Consider the following 17,152-nt stretch of genomic DNA (forward strand, 5'->3'; position numbering starts at 1 on the left):
ACATTATTTTTAGTTTTATATCTACCAGGAATCTCTTAATAAATTATATATAATTATTCAATTTGTCAAATAAATTTATTAGATTAATTTAAATAAATTTTATCTATTCATAAAAGAAAAAAATTTGATATCAGGAGTTTCTTATTAAAGAATAAAATATTTTATAAAAAACACAAATTAAGCTTAAAAATATTACAAAAGTAAAAATCAAATTATCTTACAACAAATAATATTTGTGCTTCTGCTGCTACTTCACCATCAACAAAGGCAGTAGCTTTGCCAAATCCTCTTCCATTTTTAAAATGATCTAAAATGCATTCAAGCTCAAGTCTATCACCTGGTACAACTTTTCTTTTAAATCTTGCTTTATCTATTCCTAAAAAATATGCAGTTTTCCCTTTATTACTCTCATCATAAAGAACAGCACATGCTCCAACCTGTGCAAGAGCCTCAATTATAAGAACTCCTGGCATAACTGGTTCATTTTCAAAATGTCCCTGAAAAAAATATTCATTATAAGTCAAATTTTTGTAACCTTTTGCTCTTTTTAAAGGTTCAATTTCTGTAATTTTATCAATCATTAAAAATGGATATCGATGTGGTAATATTTTCTCAATTTCTTTTACTGTTAGCATTTGATCCTCCAATTTATATGCTGTTATCAAATATAAATAAATATAACAGATAAATAATAAATCTTAAATATAATCTCAATTTTATAGTAATATTTGCTTTAATTTTAAACTTATAAAATGCTTTCTTTATCAATAGTATTATTTTATTCTAATACTAAATTAATTAAACTTTTTTCATATTAAAATTGTAGTAATGCTGCACCCCAGGTAAAACCAGCTCCAAATGCAGTTAATACAACTTTAGAACCTTTTTTTATTTTTCCTTCTTTCATTGCATCATAAATTGCAACCGGTATAGTAGCTGAAGAAATATTAGCATATTTATCAACTGTTACATAAACTTTATTGCTATCAATTTCAAAAAAATTTGCAATTGCATCAATAATTCTCTTATTAGCTTGATGTGGAATATATAAATCAATATCATCTTTAGTAAGGTTTGCTTTTTCCAATACTCTTTTAGTTGAATCGATCATTGTATTAACAGCTTCTTTAAATACAGCTCTTCCATCCATTTTAATAAAATGCTCTTTATTCTTAACACTTTCAACACTTGCTGGTTTAACAGAACCACCAGCAGGCATAATTAATTTGTCCCATTGCTTTCCAGAAGCTGCAATAAAAGTGGAAAGGATACCTTCACTTTCTTCAATCTTTGAAACAACAACAGCACCAGCACCATCTCCAAATAAAACAGCTGTATTTCTATCTTCAAAATCTGTAATCCTTGATAAAAGTTCTACACTAACAACTAAAATGTTTCTATAATTACCAGATTTTATAAAATTATTAGCAATTTCTATCCCATAAACAAAACCTGTGCATCCTGCTAAAAAATCAAAAGCAAAGACATCTCTTAAACCTAACTTTTTCTGTAACATGCAGGCAGTTGAAGGAAAAAGATAATCTGGTGTAACTGTTGATACCAATATGCCATCAATATCTTCTTTTTTAAGGCTAGCATTTTTAATAGCTTCCTCACAAGCTTTAAATGCAAGATCTGAAGCAGAAACTTCTTTTTCAGCAATATATCTTGTTTTAATCCCGGTTCTTGTAGTAATCCATTCATCTGATGTTTCTAAATATTTTTCAAATTCTTTATTATCTACAGCTTTTGGTGGTAAGCTTTTACCCACTCCTGTTATTTTAATACCCATTATCTCCCCCTCGTTATTTTGATTGGTCAATTAAAATTATTAATAATTTACAAAAAGTCAATGTTTTTTTTTGACTATCTAATCAATTATATATTAATTTTTCATTTAACACGTCTTATAAAGAAATATAAATTAAAAAAAAATATAAATTTAATAAAAATGTTTAAAATTGTTTTCTTTGTTTTATTTTTAGATTATATATAGTTTATTTCCATATAATATTTAACTTTAAAATAATAATACCTTTAATTGATTTTAACTTTATGAAGATATTAAATTGAATTGAAACAAATTATAATAGAGAAATGTCTAACCTTAATTCATTAAATGTTAAAAATTTAAAATAAAAAGGAAAATCTTATAAAAGGTTTATTGATTTTTTCCCTTTTCTTCTTCAGATTTTTCAAAAACAACATAGTAACCCAACTGAACTTTTGAATAATAATCTTTTTTATTTATCAAAACACGGGTTATTGTTTCACTACTTTCCATTATTTTACAGGTTGCAACAATATCATTATCATCATAATCAAGGTTAAGAGAATCAAATTTTAATTCTAAATCCTTTTTAGAAACAATCTTAATCACTGTATCTTTGTTTATACCATGAACCCTACCTAAATTAATAATTCCTATTGATCCTTCCAGATCAATCAGCTTACCTCTTAAAGGGATTTTTTTATTTAATATTCCAGATAAATCATAAACAATCTCATTTAAAGGGAAGTCGCTATTAGAAAAGAGATTAAATTTTTCTATTATTATTAAGTTTTTAGGATTGATTAATTCAAAATCAATATGAGTTTCTAAAACAGAGTATGAACCAACAGGTTTTACAAGTAATATAATATCGATATTATTTGATTTACAATAATTAGCAATTTGATCAAGAGTTGCAAAATCTTGATCTGATTTAACTATGTTTATCCTATGTAAATTTTTCATTCTACTATATAAAAATTTAATTAATTCCTTTTTTTCAAAATAAGAAATTATATTATCTTTATTATTTAAAGTAAAAATACCAACAGTTAATATACTTTTTTTCTCAAGTTGATATGGAGGGAAATTATACTTCTCTTCAAGAGTATTTTGCAAATAATGGTTAATTATTTGCAATTTGATATCAATTTGAGGATAGTTTAAATCTTTAAGTAAATTATATTCATCACGTTGTAAAAAATACATCTTTTTATTTTTATAAACTTCAGACATAAAATACCTATAATTTGGGTTAAAGGGAGTTAATTTAACAGCTCTCCTTAAAAAGCTTAAAGCATAATCTTCATATCCATTGGTATAAAAATATTTACCCCATTTGAATTCAAACTCAGCTAATTTATTAAGTAATGTTTCATTTTTTTGCCTATCCTGTAAAGAAATTTCTTCAATAAAAAATCTAAAGACCTCATCTTGAGGATAGTGGTCTAATCCCTTTTTAATAAATTTCATTGATAAATCAATCTGGTTATTTAAAAAGTACAAATTAGCAAGAATCCACAAATTATCTCTTTTCTCAGGTTCTAATTCATAAAGTTTATAAAAATATGATATAGCATCTTTAAAGTTTCCCTCTTTAAATAAAATACTTCCTGAAATCATTAACCCTACAGGATTGTTCTTATCTATTGAATATAATTTATCAAGATACTCCTCTGTTTTATCATATTTCCCCTGATAATAATAATATAAAATTAATTCTTGATATATTAAAGGTTCATGTGAATTAATATTTAAAGCATTTTGTAAATATTGAATTCCTTCATCAATTCGTCCAATGTTTTTATAAAATTTATATATATTAAGATTAACTTTCCAATCAGATGGGTATTTTTCATAAATATTTTTATAAATTCTCAATGCTTGATCTGGAAACCCCTGATCAAGAAATATTAAAGCTTCAAGATAATAGGCATCTAAAAAAGTAGGTTTAAGTTCTTTAATTTTTTTGATATATTTTAAAGAATTCTCATAATCTTTTAACTTCTCTTTAACTGTCGCTAAATAATAGATAAGTTGTATATTATCTTTATTTAAAAAATATGCTTTTTCAAAAACATTATTAGCTTCATTAATTCTATTTAAATAAAAATAACATAACCCAAGATGGAAATAAGCATCAAAATAATTCGAATTTTTATCAATTGCATTTTGATAATATTCTATTGCTTCAAAATATTTTTTCTGTTCTTCAAGTTTTAAACCTGCTTGATAATAATCAAAAGCTGTTGTAGAAATAAATAACAAAATCATCAGAACAGTTAAAATAAATAATAATAAATTATAATTCTTTATTTTTAACATTTTTTTCTTTTACCTTTTTATTTTTCAGGCATATAATAACCTAACCAATTTTTCCCAACCCTTCCATTATACTGAACTGTTACAAATACTTTTCTAAAATAATCCTCAGAATATGTATAAGGGGTCTTATAATAAACAATGTAAACTGGAGATTGGTAATTTTCAAATTTGTCTAAAACCCTTTCAGGATGTAATAAGTCATCTTTTTCAAAAAACATACCTGATGTTTTTGTAGCTAGTTCTTTTAAAAATGTTCTACCTTTCCCATCTCCAAAATAAAAGATATATACAGGTATATAATTATTTTTAGCATAATTAATTATATCATTTTGGGAATAAGTTTGAAAAGAATCATTGGTAAAATTACCATCAGTAATAAAAATTAGTCCACCTTTTACAAATTTCCTAAAAAATGCAGTTATAGAATCATAAAGAGCAATATCTACATAGTTATTGCCTTCATAATTATTTTTATTAGAGATATCATTTCTTATTACTTCTTTAGAATAGGAAAAATCTGTTACCTGATTAATTTTAAAAGACCAGAATAGATTGTAATTAATAGAACCTTTATCTTCTGTAAATATCTGTTCTAAAAGTTTAACAACTTCATTTTTCTTTTTCTCCATGCTTTTAGAAGAATCTATAACAATAGAGAGAGCTTTATAATTTTCTATAGTTTTTGAATAATCAGAATTAACTCTGGTAATAATCTGGTCACCTTCCTGAAAAGAAAAGTTAGCATCTTTTAAACCATATATAGGGTTACCAGATTGATCCTTAACAGAAATATAGCATACAATAAGAGGATAACTTCTTATATCAATATGCTCTAATTTTACATCAAGGTTAAGATATAATTGATTTTTAGGAACAAAATAATCAACATAATTTTTGTAAGGTTCACTTAAAATAAGATTCTGATTTTTATCTATTAAAATAAAATAAGGATTATCGAATTTATAATTTCCTAAATTAACTTTATTTATTGATCTATTTTCAAAATCATAATAATATACACCGTTTGAATCAGCTATATATAAAGGATTATCTTTATATAAAAACAAACCCTTAGGATTCTCTAAAAATTTTTCCCCAATGGAACTAATATAATTACCCCATAAATCAAAAATATCAACTCTATTGGAATAACTATTAGAGATGTATAATTGTTTTCTATATTTATCATAAACTATATCAATCGGTCTAAAAAAATACCCTTTTTCTTTACCAAAATCTCCAAAAGAAAAAAGAAACTTCCCATTTTTATCAAATTTAACTACTCGATTATTACCTTGATCAACAACATATAAATTACCATCATCATCAATATCAATTCCAGATGGACCAATTAATTTCTGATTACCTTTTAGATTTTCTCCAATCTTATTAAGAATTTTGCCAGAAGTAGTCATATGAATAACTGAATCATTTTTAAAATCTGTAACATATAATGTATGGGATAAATTATCATAAGCAACATCATAAGGATAACCTAAAAATTCACCAAAAATGTTTATACTTTTCTCAATTTGGCCATTATTCATTAATAAAACATTATATGATCTATGCCCTGAAATAAATATATTGTTTTTTGGATCAATTGTCATACCTAATGGCCATAGAAAAAAACTACTTTGTAACTTTTTACCATCAATTTTTGAATAAAAGGTATAATCATTAACAATTTTGGATTTTGCTATATTCCCTTCCTGGAAATAAATGTTATTTAGCATATTATCCAAAAGGTCATCTTTATATCCTAAAGATTTTAAATTTTCCCATTCAAATAAAGCATTTTGTAAAAATCCACTTTTAAAATAACTCCAGCCTAAAAAATATCTTGCAATATAATTTCTTGAATTATACTCTAAAGATTTTTTCAAATAAAAATTTGATTTTTGATAATATAGAAAATTATATAGCACTAAACCCCGTTTCAAATAATTTTCAGATTTAATTTTATCAATATTTGTTTGTGATAAAAAAATTATTGGAATTAAAAAAAGAAGAATAATCAATATCTTTTTTTTCATATTAATCCTAAATTAATTGATTTTGCTAAAAATTATGTTTTTATCTTTTATACATATATTTTATTAACAATAAAAAAAATCAAGAAAAAATTGATTTTTTTAATTTTTGGTGATATTCTATAGTATGTAATTATTAATAGTTTAATATTTAATAAAAGCAAATTTTAATTCATTGGAGGTTATAATGAAAAAGTTTCTGATTTTTTTTATTCTTATTCTTTTAGTTGTTTCAATTTTTTCAACAACAGCATTTTCACAGAGTTTAACAAAAAAAACAGTATATATTTATACAAATGTATTTTCAAAAGTTTACATTTCAGGTCATTACTATGGTGAAACTAAATATAAATATAGAGACAAAAAAGGGGTTATATGGTATTATTACAAAACTTCACTAAAAATTGGAAATTATCCTATTAAGTTAACTGCTGAAGGATATAAAGACCTTTATGATAAAATTAAAGTAACCACAACTGGTTCTAATAGATTCTATTTTAGATTAAAAAAAGAATCAGCTTCTCAAACTCCTCCAGTAACTACAACAGGAGTTGGAAGACTTATTATAAAAACTGATGTTGATGCATGGGTTTATCTTAATAATATTAAACTTGGAAAAACACCACTTGATAAAAAAATTAAAGCAGGTTCTTACAAGCTTGACCTTGTTCCTTTAAACACAAAATACCCTAAAAAAACAATGAATATAAAAATTGAAAATGGAAGAACTACAACACTAAACATCAAATTTATAAAGGAAGTTGTTTACTACGAGGTTAAAGTTATAACAAATGTAAAAGCATTTGTTTATATAAATGGGCAAAAACAATCTGGAACAACTCCTTTAATATTAAAATTGAAGAGAGGAAGTTATCAATTAAAACTTGATCCTGTTCAACCTTTCTATTTTCCATATACAACAACTATAAATGTTACTAAAAATAGTGTTTTTCAATTTAATTTACAATCAATGACATCAAAAGTTTCATTTGAAATTCCTTTAAATGCTGTGCTTTATATTGATGATCAAAAAATCAATTTCAATTCAACTGATTTTACATTAGATCTAATTGTTGGAACTCACAAGATTAAGATTATCTACTATGATTTTGTTATTGAAAAAGAAGTAAATGTTAAATTTAATCAATCTTTAAAAATTTCTTTATTCATGGATTTTTCTGTAGAACAAGAGTAAAACATTCAAGAGAGTATCTCAAAACTTATGAGATATTTTTCCTTTTATTGAAAAATATAACTTAGAAATACAAAAAAGAGGCTATCCTTTAAGTTTCAGGAAAGCCTCTTTTTTTTAAATTATATTTATTATTTTATTTATTTAAATCTCATTAAAATAGGAAAATATTTTAAACAATCATTTTCTAAATATGGATTCAATCTCTTTTTTGTATTTATCCTGTATTATCTGCCTTTTCAATTTCAAAGTTTGAGTTAATTCAACTCCTTCTTCAAATTCATTCTCAAGAAGTTTAAAACCACCAATTAATTCATATCGTTTGAAACCATTTTTTGTAGAAATAAGATGATGTATTTCATGTTTAATTAAATTTTTAACATGCTCATTTTCTATAATTTGTTTTTTTGCACCAGATTTTGAGAAATCAATATTAATATGTTTATGTTTCAAAAAGTTAGCTACATTTTCAAATTCTGGAACTATTAAAACTCCTAAAGTCCTTTTATCCTGACCTACAACAACAGCTGTTTTTATAAAACTGGATTCTAACAATTTCTCTTCAATTGGTTCAGGTTCAATATTTTCTCCTCCTAATAAAACAATTGTACTTTTTGCTCTTCCAGTAATTTTAACATAACCTCTTATATCCATTTTAGCAATATCTCCAGAATTAAACCAACCATCAACAATCACTTTTTTAGTTTCATCAGATCTTTTATAATATCCTTTCATTATAATTGGCCCTTTAATCCATACAATACCTTTTTGTCCAGGTTTCAATTTTTTACCATTTTCATCTCTTATTTCCACAACCACATCTTCCAGAGTATCTCCAATTGTATAATAAATAGGATGGAAAATATTTCTTACAGCAACTACTGGTGAAGTTTCAGTTAATCCATATCCTTCTAGAACAGTTATACCTATTGAATTGAAAAACTCATCAACAACTCTTTGTAAAGCACCACCTCCAGAAATTCCTGCTTTAAAAGAATTCCCAACTGCAGCTCTTAATTTTTTAAATAATATAATATCACCTAACAGATAAAATGGATATACCAGAATCAATAAAATTAAATAAATTGGGTAAAATAAAATTGTTCTAAATTTAGCTCCATATGAATACAATGGAAAAAGAAATTTTAAATTACCCAATGCAATAAACTTCAATTTAGCAAAAAATCTAAAAAATTTAAATAATCCAAAAGTCACACTTCCTTTTTGTTTTAACTTTTTTAAAATACCATTATAAATTCCTTCCCAGACTCTTGGTACTGATGCTAAAAATTGTGGATTCTCTTCTTTAAAATCCTGTAACAATACTGTTGGAACAGGTTTTGAATAAACTATTTCACCTCTAATGTAAAGGACAGTATATTCCACAGTTCTTTCATAGGAATGCCAGGTTGGTAAGATTGCTAAAAATTTATCTTTTGGCGCAATATTGGCAAGAACTGGAAGTCTTATTATATCCTGAACAAGATTGAAATGGGTTAGCATTACCCCTTTAGGAACACCAGTTGTACCAGATGTATATATAATAGTAGCAAGATCATTTTCATCTACTTCAGATGCTAACTTCTCAATCTGTTTAAAACCAATTTCATTTAAATAATTATGTCCAATATCAAATGCTTCATTAATTGTATTAATATTCTTATCATTTACATTTTCCTTTTTGTCAAATAAAATTATTTTTTTTATTTCGGGAATATCTTTTGCGTCTTTTATTTTCTTATAAACATAGGTATTTTCAGCAAATATATAATTAACTTCAGCATGATTTAATATATATGCTATTTCATCAGAAGTTATATTAGCACCCCTTGGGACATCTACAGCACCAATTACCTGACATGCAAGATCTGATATCATCCATTCCATTCTATTATCAGATAATAGGGCAACTCTGTCCCCTTTCTTAACCCCAATTTTAATAAGATAAGAAGCAAGTATAAAAATTTCATCATAAAGTTGAGAATATGTTAATATCTTAGTCCCCCCATCATGCTTTTTTTTAAGAGCACGATAATCGCTTCTTTCCTTTTTAAAGGAAAGAACCAAATCACTTAAAGTTTTCATTTTATTTCCTCCTAATTTTTGGCATCTATAATTCCAAATATCATAAATTTAATAATGGTGTTTAATTTTTCTTCATCAGAAAAAGGTGAATTTATTTCAAAAAAATGACTCTCAACAAGTCTAGAAATCAAGGCATTAATATAGTAAATCATAGTTTCTTCAGAAGAGCAATCTTTCAAATAACCAAGACCATTAAGTTTATCAATAACCTTTTTTGTTATTGTTGTAGAAAAGATCTTAACAACTTTTCTTAAAGAGGTTCTTCCAGGAGTATTTTTTGAATAAACAGCTTTAATATAAAAATCATATATTTCATTATTTTCTTCATAAAACTCTTTGAGAAAAAATAATGCTTCTTTTAAAATTTCTTCTGGTTTTTCTGATTTAATCTCAAAGTTGTTACAATTTTTTTCAAAAAGGTTTAAAGAATAGTTAAGTACTTCTTCAAACAACTTTCTTTTAGATCTAAAGTAATTAAAGATTGAACCTTTAGAAACACCTGCAAGTTCTGCAATCCTATTTGTTGATGCATTATTATATCCAAGTTTGGAAAACTCTTTTAAAGCAGATTTTAAAATACGATTAATGTCTATAATCTTTTTCATAACAATTATAATGACCACCTGGTCATATCAAATATAATTGTATCAATTGAATTGTCAAATAATTTTTCTGAAACTTACAGTTTCTACTAATTTTTAAGATTTATTAAATTAAGATTTATTGAAATTTTGAGAGTAATTGAAAAAATTGAAATCAGGTATTTAAAAAAATATATTTAAAAAATTGAAATGAATTATTTGAAAAATAGTTGCAAAAAAATAGGGGATATGACTTTATACCAAATTCATATCCCCAAAATCATATCTTTTTGATAATTTTTTGTTTTTTTTCAATTTATTAGCCTATTTTTGCCTTACTTTTTATAATTTTAAATTCATTATTCCATATTGGATTAAACTCTCTTTTAAGGTCCTCTTCATATTTTACAAGTCTGTTATAATAATCTTTATCTTCCAATGAAATCTTAGCAAATTCATCTTCAGGTTTAGAATTTTTACTTAAAATATTTTCCCTGAAATTCTTATAATGGTCTCTTATTGAACATGGTAATAATAAATTTTGTATTTCTTCAGGATCTTTTGGATTCAGCACTGGATGGTTATAACTATAAGAATTTTGCCAGTTTCTTCCATTAATAAAGAGATCTGAAAACAATGCATCTGTTAAACTTTTCCCTTTATCATAAAGTTCAATAATATTATCTTCATAATATGGAACAAATACACATGGCATTATATTACCATTCCAATCTATATATAAATATCCACCTGGCCTTCCATAAGCAATACACCCATATGAAAGCATTCCAGAATTCCAGAAATCAGCAACAGCATATTTTTTGTCAAATAAAATTCCTGACCAGGTCTCAAATAATTGTTTTCTCTGATTCGCAGTTAACATCAAATCAACTGTTACACCTCTTCCAATTGGCATAAATTGAAAAATCCACATAAAAGAAGCACCTAATTTTTCAAAATAAAAATCATAAAATTCAGGATTGTTTAAAATTTCAAAATTCTTTTTTGTTGCTGTTACTGAAACAGCAAATGGTACACCATATTTTTTAAGATTATCAATAGCATTTAATATTTTATTATAAACACCAATTCCTCTTCTATAGTCAGTTTCGTCCCTATATCCTTCAACAGAAATTGCAGGTAAAATATTACCTAATTCAGATAACCTTTTAGCAACAGTTTCATCTATAAGTGTACCATTAGTATATACTTGAAAAAACATATTATTAAATTCTTCTACCAGATCAAGTAATGTTTTTCCTTCAGATTTATATAAAAAAGGTTCGCCCCCAGATACAACAACACCTTTATTACCCCAGACCTCATAGTTTTCTTTTAAAATTTTTTTCACATATCTATAGGGTAATGTTTCTTTTTCTGAAGATTTTGAATTTGCATAACAACCAATACAGTTCAAATTACAAAACTTTGTTGGAGAAATTGTAATAAAACCTGGAGGATATGTTTTATACTTTTTATAAAATTTTTCTTTTACTTCAAGGTCTTCAAATAATTTATCTTTAAATAAAACATTGTTTGCAAGTTTTTTTACAAATTTTTTAGAAATAATCCCTTTTTTATAATTCATTTCAAAAGTATTTATAACAGCTTCATAAAATTTATATCTATATTCAGTTTCTCTATAATTTCTCATTCTAACATTTTTTTCAACAAGATCCCTTTTTATCTTTTTTAATATTTCATTTTCAGTTTTTTTTCTTAATTTTTCATTGTTTAATAAAATATCAAAAACAGGTTTATATAAAGGTGATATTGGCATATTTAACCTCCTTAACTAAATAGTTAATTACTTTCTAAAAATATAACTAACCATTTAGTTAATGTCAATAAATTTTTATATCATTATATTTTAATTTTTTAGATATTTTAATTTAATAATGATTTTTAATTTTGATATTAAATATTAAATGGGTAATTAAAATTTAATTTATAACTTAAATAAATAAATTTTGTATTAATAATTTAGCTAAATATTGAGAAGATTAAATAGTGAAATATCTTAAATATACTCAACAAACTCATATGAAAGTTTATAAGTATAATTTACAAAAAAGAAAAGGTATTCCTCTTTTTTCGAGATTTTATTCTCTTTATATAGCACAGCAAAATTAATTAAAGGGATAAAAAGAGATAGTAACATTTTGTAAATAGTATTATTATCTTTTTTTATTTTTATTCCATATTTTTTAATTTCTTGATTTATAAAATCTATAATTGATTGGAAACTTTCACATAAATAATCAACATCCTGACTTTTTCCCATCCCCTGGATAAACAAAATCTTTATAATATCAATATATTTCACAATCTCTTCGAAAATATTAAATACAATAGTTTTATAAGCTTCTTTATTAAATTTTTTAAAAGAAGTTACTTTTTTTATTATTTCTGGAACATCTTTTTTTGTAAATTCTTCAAAAAGGTATAACAACAATTTTCTTTTACTTTTAAAATAGTAATAAATTAGAGCTTTATTAACATTGGCTTTTTCACTTATCTCATCTACAGAAGTTGCATCATAACCTTTTTTTGAAAACAAATTTGAAGCGGTCTCCATAATCCGTTTAAAAGAATCCGGTTTGTTACTCTTCTCAATATTGTTTTTATAATCCATATGATCTCTCTAAAAAAATTTAACTTGATTCTATAAAAATATTATAATTAATTTAAGAAAAAATCAAATATAAAACTTAATTTTAAAGTTTTATATTTACTCATAATTATTATTTTGAAGAGAAATTGAATAATCAAAAATAGTATTGATTAGGTTGAAATTTGAATATTTTTTTATAATTTCAGGTATAGTTATTACAGATTGTTGATCAGAATCATCAAATACAGTATCAATAGAAGAGACAACATTAAATTCTGGATTAAAAACCATAAAATCATCAGAAACTTTTGCAGGTTTTAAAACTGAAAAATAAATTATAAATCCTGTTACAATCAATAGAACTGGAAGTCCAAATTCTATAGTATATTTTAATTTAAATCTAAAAGAATTTTTCCTTTTTTTAATATTTTGCTTTTTTAATCTTTGCTTAAATTTATAACTAATATTATTACTTATTAATTTATATCTATCAGATTTTATAAAATTAGAATAATCTTCTTTCTTTTGTTTTATATTTTTATAAAAAAGTTCATTTAAATTTTGATTTTTAATCTTTTTTTTAACCATTTTTTACCCCTATAAATTCTAACTTTAACTAAAGAAATAGATATACCAACCTCTTTTGAAATTTGTTCAATTGTTTTATCCTCCCAATATTTTTTATATAGACAAATTGAATATTCTTCAGGCATTTTCTGTATTAAACCATTAATTTCCTTTTTTATTTCTTTTTCAAATATCTTTTCTTCTACTTCATTTATTATTGTATTATCATTTTTATTTATAAGTTCTAATTTGGTTTGTGATCTCTTCTTACTTTCTCTTTCCAGTTTTCTAAAATAGTTCAAACATTGGTTTTTTACTATTTTAAATAAAAAAGTATTAAACTTTGCTTCATTTTTAAATCTATTTAAACTTTTATAAACTTCAAATAAAATTTCTACTGATAATTCTTCAATATCCTCTTCTTTTTTCACTCCAAAATAATATAACAGTGGAATTATTTTTATTTTTACCTTTTCTAAAAATGTATTTATTAAATCTTCATTTTTATCTATCTGTAAATAATTATTAATAAGTTCCTCTAAAGATAATTTTGTTAAATCCATTTAATATCCTGTTAAAAAATAAATTATCAATCTTGAATAATACTTTTACAATTAAAATTTTAACTATTTGTTTTCTTTTTGTTTATTTGTTTTTGTAATTTTTGCAATGCATCTTTAAATTGAAAAAAAAGATCATCCCCAAGAATATTTCTTACCTGTAATTCACCTTGAAGTTGAATAATTTTTATTTGAGCTTCTAATTTTGCCATATCAAATATTATTTTTTTTAATTTATCAATATTTGGATTTTCTTTTATATATTCCTGTTGAAAATCAATCTGAGCTTTTTGAAGTTCAAATCTTACAGGGGTAACTTTTTTATCTGTATCTTTGTAAATTTCAACTATTTTTTTAATTTTTAACTTTGGAACATTTAATCTTTGAAGAATTTTTACAATAATTTCATAATTTTTACTATAAGCAACTTTTGAAGTACTTTGAGCAAATAAAGAAATAGAAAAAATAGATAAAAATAAAACTAAAATTAATATAATTGTATTTTCCCTGTTTTTAAACATAACATTCCTCCAAAAAATATTAAAAAATTGTTTTTTTGATTCCTTTACATATATGTATCATAAAACCTATAAAAGTTACAAGAATTATAATTTTTTTAAAAAAATTTGTAACTTTTTATCAAAACAATTTACAAATTTTGTGTAATAAAAAAACAAAAATTATAAGGAGAAACAAATGAGAAAATTATTAAGAAATAGTATTTTACCTTTTGTTACTTTTCTATTAATCTCTTTTCTTTATTCATGTAGTGGATTATCTTCTTCAACCACTAATGATGAAACTATTAATGAGATTACTGATTCAATAAAAAATACAGCTGATGGTGTTTTACAGGAATTAAAAGATAACACAGCAATAGTATATGGTGATTCAACAACTAAAATGGCTTCTTATACAACCAGTGAAATTGATCAAATTGAAAAAGCTTTAGATGATAAGGGATCAATTACAATCACTTACAATAATGGGTTAGCAACATCATTTGAATGGGATCCTGATTCAGAAAGCTACATTAGAACTTTAAATGATGTATCAATAACAACAGATACATCTGAAGGAATTATGTCAACTGTTGAAATTCAAGTATGGTTTTATGAAACCGATGATGCAACAGGAACTCCAGTTCAATTGGATCCTGATAAACCAAGAAATCTTGCAAATAACGCAAATATAAAGTCAATGAGATATAAAAGAACTGCTACAGGATCTTTTACTAACCTTATAAATGGAGCTATAAGAGATGTATCAATAACTACTGATTTTACAATAACTGGTGTTAATGATGGTGTTGATGGAATCCATATTGAAGGTACAAGAACAGGAATAAAAGATGTTAAAAGGGATAATAAAGTGGGTCACTTTGAAATAACTCATACACTCTCTGTTGATGCTTATAAAGAAAAGCTTGATGATAACCAATATCATACAACATTTATAGGAGAAGAAACAATTGTTACAGATGGTACAATTGTAAATAATGAGAATGGAAATACTAGAACAATCCACAAAGAAGTTACTGCTGAATTTACAAAAGAAAGAACCGTTACAATTACAGTTGATGGTCAAACAGTAACCATTGATATTGAAACAGGGGAAATTTTAAATCAATCATAAGCTAAAAATTTTATATTTTTCCAACTTACTAAAAAATAGAATTATAAAATACATTAAGAAATTAAAATAAAAAATTTCATTAAAAATTTTATATGAGGCTATCCAGAAATTTAATGGATAGCCTCTTTTTTATATTGATTTTTTAAAAGGGATATCAATAATAACTTTCGTACCAACAAATTTTTTACTTTCAACTTTAATACTACCATTAATTAAATTTAATAATTTTTTGACTATAAATAAACCCAGCCCCATACCACTATGTGATTTTGTTAAGTAATGTTCTTCTTGTTCAAAAGGATTAAAAATCTTATCAAGCTTATTTTTATCAATACCAATTCCATTATCTTCAACTATAAAAGATATAATTATCTCACTATTATTTTCCCTTTTTTTAAGGATACTTAATTTTACTTCAGGTTCAGAATGAATAAATTTAAAAGAGTTGTTTAAAATTAAATTCAAAATCTGTTTTAATTTTAATCTATCCCCGGTTAAATATATTGGAACATCATTATCAATAAAAACACTAAAAACTATATTTCTTTCTTTTGCTATAAAATCATAAATATCTTTTATTTCATTTATAAACTTTTCTAAATTAAAATATTCATTATAAATTTTATTATATTCAATATTAACTATCTCTATTAAATTATTAAAATATTCAACTAAAATTGAACCAGATTTATTAATAATCTTTAATTCTTTCATTATACTTTTATTTTTACTATCCATCATTAATAGCTCTGAAAACCCAATTATTGAGTTTAATGGAGTTCTAATTTCATGATGGAGATTATTAATAAAACTTTTTTTTGAAATATTTGCAATTTCTACCATCTCCTTTGCTTTTTTTAATTCAAATTGAATTTTTTTTAAGGAAGTAACATCAGAACCAACAATTAAATATGCAAATCTTTTTGTAAGTGAATCATAAACTTTTGTTATATTCCCTGAAATATAATGGATATTACCATCTTTATCTATTAAACTACTCTCCTGGTTTTTTAATATCTCATTTGACTTTAAAGGTTTTAGTTGTTCATATATTTTATTAAAATCTTTTACAGGTATAATTTGGTAAATTTTTTGCCCAATTAATTCATCAGCAGTTGTTTTTAATTCATTTAATGTATATTCATTTGCATAAACTATTATACTATCTTCAACTATAACAAGTAAATTGTTTAATGATCTAATTAAGTTATCATAAAAAAAGTTTAAAGACCTGGATCTTTCTTTATAGATTAGAAGACTATAACCTATTATTAAATTACCTATTGCAGTAAAAGTAAAAGTGACATGTGGAGTAGAAAATTTAAATAGTATTTTCAAAATATTTATTATTAAAATATATAAAAATGGTATTAATATTCCTATAAGAAAGAGAATATTAAAATATTTATACCTTATCGATTTAAACTTTTTTGAATAATTTAAAATTATTAAAATCCCATATACCCAATAAAAAGCAAGAACAACTATTTCAATTAATAATAATACACTTGAAAACTGCTCATAAACAGGGGACCATCCATAAGATTTAAAATTAAATGACACTTTATAAACTATTTGATTAAACTCAAGAAATGAAAATATAAGGGGTGGAATAAAGAATAAAATTTCTGTAAATATAGAAACCTTTTTCTTGGAATAAAATAGAGCAAAATCCAAAAATAAGGCTAGAATAATTGGCCATAGAAAAGAAATTTTAATCCAGAAATATATAGTATAATAATTACTTTTACTATATAATACATTTTCACTATAAACCATTAATGAAATA

At 23.9% G+C, this 17,152-nt stretch carries 14 protein-coding genes; 2 read left to right on the forward strand and 12 right to left on the reverse strand.

The genetic code is table 11. From position 1 onward, the window contains the following. Nucleotides 1–212: 212 nt before the first annotated feature. From fabZ to ACZ5EC_RS08245, 4 genes are all read right to left on the reverse strand, one after another. Nucleotides 213–635 (reverse strand): 3-hydroxyacyl-ACP dehydratase FabZ, encoded by a 423-nt coding sequence (fabZ, locus tag ACZ5EC_RS08230; RefSeq protein ID WP_464302002.1) that lies wholly within the window; start codon nucleotides 633–635, stop codon nucleotides 213–215. Between the two features lie 179 nt (nucleotides 636–814). Continuing rightward, complete coding sequence (locus ACZ5EC_RS08235; RefSeq protein ID WP_464302003.1) at nucleotides 815–1,792, reverse strand: beta-ketoacyl-ACP synthase III; 978 nt, start codon at nucleotides 1,790–1,792, stop codon at nucleotides 815–817. Nucleotides 1,793–2,161: 369 nt separating this feature from the next. Next, the gene (locus ACZ5EC_RS08240) at nucleotides 2,162–4,045 is read right to left on the reverse strand and encodes a tetratricopeptide repeat protein (RefSeq protein ID WP_464302004.1); all 1,884 of its coding nucleotides are present in this window, start codon (nucleotides 4,043–4,045) and stop codon (nucleotides 2,162–2,164) included. Nucleotides 4,046–4,113: 68 nt separating this feature from the next. Further along, the gene (locus ACZ5EC_RS08245; RefSeq protein ID WP_464302005.1) at nucleotides 4,114–6,132 is read right to left on the reverse strand and encodes a VWA domain-containing protein; all 2,019 of its coding nucleotides are present in this window, start codon (nucleotides 6,130–6,132) and stop codon (nucleotides 4,114–4,116) included. 184 nt (nucleotides 6,133–6,316) lie between these two features. On the opposite strand from ACZ5EC_RS08245, the gene ACZ5EC_RS08250 reads away from it, so the two are divergent. Then, entirely contained in the window at nucleotides 6,317–7,324 is a 1,008-nt protein-coding gene (locus tag ACZ5EC_RS08250) for a PEGA domain-containing protein (protein WP_464302006.1), read from the forward strand. Nucleotides 7,325–7,501: 177 nt separating this feature from the next. On the opposite strand, the gene ACZ5EC_RS08255 is transcribed toward ACZ5EC_RS08250, so the two are convergent. The 7 genes from ACZ5EC_RS08255 to ACZ5EC_RS08285 all read right to left on the reverse strand — a co-directional run bounded on the left by ACZ5EC_RS08255 (nucleotide 7,502) and on the right by ACZ5EC_RS08285 (nucleotide 14,249). Beyond that, nucleotides 7,502–9,406 carry an AMP-dependent synthetase/ligase gene (locus ACZ5EC_RS08255; protein WP_464302007.1) on the reverse strand — a complete coding sequence of 635 codons (1,905 nt, stop codon included), beginning with the start codon at nucleotides 9,404–9,406 and terminating at the stop codon, nucleotides 7,502–7,504. 11 nt (nucleotides 9,407–9,417) lie between these two features. Beyond that, nucleotides 9,418–10,011: a TetR/AcrR family transcriptional regulator gene (locus tag ACZ5EC_RS08260; RefSeq protein WP_464302008.1), complete on the reverse strand. Its 594-nt coding sequence runs from the start codon at nucleotides 10,009–10,011 to the stop codon at nucleotides 9,418–9,420. Between the two features lie 295 nt (nucleotides 10,012–10,306). Then, nucleotides 10,307–11,767 (reverse strand): radical SAM/SPASM domain-containing protein, encoded by a 1,461-nt coding sequence (locus tag ACZ5EC_RS08265; RefSeq protein ID WP_464302009.1) that lies wholly within the window; start codon nucleotides 11,765–11,767, stop codon nucleotides 10,307–10,309. 240 nt (nucleotides 11,768–12,007) lie between these two features. Next, complete coding sequence (locus ACZ5EC_RS08270; RefSeq protein ID WP_464302010.1) at nucleotides 12,008–12,622, reverse strand: TetR/AcrR family transcriptional regulator; 615 nt, start codon at nucleotides 12,620–12,622, stop codon at nucleotides 12,008–12,010. Nucleotides 12,623–12,718: 96 nt separating this feature from the next. Then, on the reverse strand, nucleotides 12,719–13,189 hold the full coding sequence (locus ACZ5EC_RS08275) for a hypothetical protein (RefSeq protein ID WP_464302011.1): 471 nt from the start codon (nucleotides 13,187–13,189) through the stop codon (nucleotides 12,719–12,721). Further along, on the reverse strand, nucleotides 13,156–13,731 hold the full coding sequence (locus tag ACZ5EC_RS08280) for an RNA polymerase sigma factor (RefSeq protein ID WP_464302012.1): 576 nt from the start codon (nucleotides 13,729–13,731) through the stop codon (nucleotides 13,156–13,158). Before ACZ5EC_RS08280 ends, ACZ5EC_RS08275 begins: the two co-directional genes overlap by 34 nt. 59 nt (nucleotides 13,732–13,790) lie before the next feature. Further along, nucleotides 13,791–14,249 (reverse strand): hypothetical protein, encoded by a 459-nt coding sequence (locus tag ACZ5EC_RS08285; RefSeq protein ID WP_464302013.1) that lies wholly within the window; start codon nucleotides 14,247–14,249, stop codon nucleotides 13,791–13,793. A 175-nt stretch (nucleotides 14,250–14,424) separates the two neighbouring features. Here ACZ5EC_RS08285 and ACZ5EC_RS08290 point away from each other — a divergent pair, with 175 nt between their 5' ends. After that, entirely contained in the window at nucleotides 14,425–15,363 is a 939-nt protein-coding gene (locus tag ACZ5EC_RS08290; protein ID WP_464302014.1) for a hypothetical protein, read from the forward strand. A gap of 129 nt (nucleotides 15,364–15,492) precedes the next feature. On the opposite strand, the gene ACZ5EC_RS08295 is transcribed toward ACZ5EC_RS08290, so the two are convergent. After that, a complete protein-coding gene (locus tag ACZ5EC_RS08295; protein WP_464302015.1) occupies nucleotides 15,493–17,142 on the reverse strand; it encodes an ATP-binding protein in 1,650 nt (549 codons plus the stop codon). Between the last annotated feature and the right edge of the window lie 10 nt (nucleotides 17,143–17,152).

The sequence above is a fragment of the Exilispira thermophila genome (genome assembly GCF_055389015.1).